Source organism: Synechococcus sp. WH 5701 (genome assembly GCF_000153045.1).
Taxonomy (GTDB): domain Bacteria; phylum Cyanobacteriota; class Cyanobacteriia; order PCC-6307; family Cyanobiaceae; genus Regnicoccus_A; species Regnicoccus_A antarcticus.
In genome coordinates this window covers 35,197-36,391 of the sequence record NZ_CH724165.1, presented here as the reverse complement: position 1 = coordinate 36,391, position 1,195 = coordinate 35,197, and the positions used below count along the sequence as shown (strand labels likewise).

Here is a 1,195-nt window from a genome sequence, read left to right as displayed (position 1 = left end):
TGTGACGATGTGACTTCGCCGATTAAAGGACTTCAGCGAGCATCAATTTTTTGTATTAATGAATTGTCAAAAATACTTTTTGATGTCTCATGTTGTGCGGCAAAATATTTGTTTAACGCAAATAGAGCTCAATGGCTTGTCCGCCAATACACCACGGCTTGCGTGATGATCGTGACCATTACGACCGGTAAAACCAAACAAAGCATGACCAATCTGAATTCATCAGACCAACTAGCGAGGATTGTTCTTGGAAGAACATTGTCAACGATGTAGAGGACATAAAGACTCAGCAATAATCCCCCTTCCAATCGACTGATGCGTCCGCGAGTCCAGAAGATCGGTAGACAAGCAAGGCTGGTGAGGAGCATCACTGGCAAGTCGTCATGGATGAGGTCGGGGGAGACGTTTAATCCCTGGCTTCCAGTGACTAATGCGGTGCCTCCCAGTACGAGCATCAGGTTGAGCAGGCAGCTGCCAACAACGTTGCCGATGGCCAAATCGGTCCGGCCGCGTAGGGCTGCAACGAGCGACGTAATCAGTTCCGGCATCGAGGTGCCAGCCGACACGATCGTCAATCCGATGACGGCTTCACTGACGCCGAGCAGCGTTGCAGCGCTGGTGGCTCCACTCACGAGCACTTTGGATCCAACCGTGAGGACGGCGATGCCACCAATCAGCCTGAGAACAGCTAAGTGCCATCCGCCTTCTGCGGCGTTCTCTTCGATCTCAGGTTCTGCACTTTCGCTGTCATCCGGCTGTTCCCGTGCGGTTCGGATCTCCCAGATGGTGTTGATGATCAAGCCGAGGAGGAGGGCAAGGCCGGCCTGCCAGGTCACGCGTCCAGCCGAAGCCATCCCCCATACCGCGGCTGAAACGGCAATCATTAAAGGCACATCTCGGCGCACCAGTCGGCTTTCAACGCGCAGGGGCAGCACCAACGCACTGCTTCCCAGCACCACCATCACGTTGAAGATATTGCTGCCCACCACGTTGCTTAGGGCAAGTGCATCGGAACCCTGAAGCACGGAATTGAGGCTGACAAACAGCTCGGGTGCACTGGTGCCAAGTGACACCACGGTGAGACCAATCACCAGCTGAGGAATCCCGAAAATCACAGCGAGGGCGATGGATCCCTGAACAAAAAGTTCACCCCCGCCAAACAACAGAGCGATGCCAAGGAGAACTTCGATCGTGG

At 54.1% G+C, this 1,195-nt stretch carries 1 protein-coding gene; it reads right to left on the bottom strand.

Going from position 1 to position 1,195, the window contains the following annotated elements:
• Window positions 1-128: 128 nt before the first annotated feature.
• A partial coding sequence (locus tag WH5701_RS15525; protein ID WP_006173530.1) for a calcium/sodium antiporter occupies window positions 129-1,195 on the bottom strand: 1,067 nt, incomplete at its 5' end.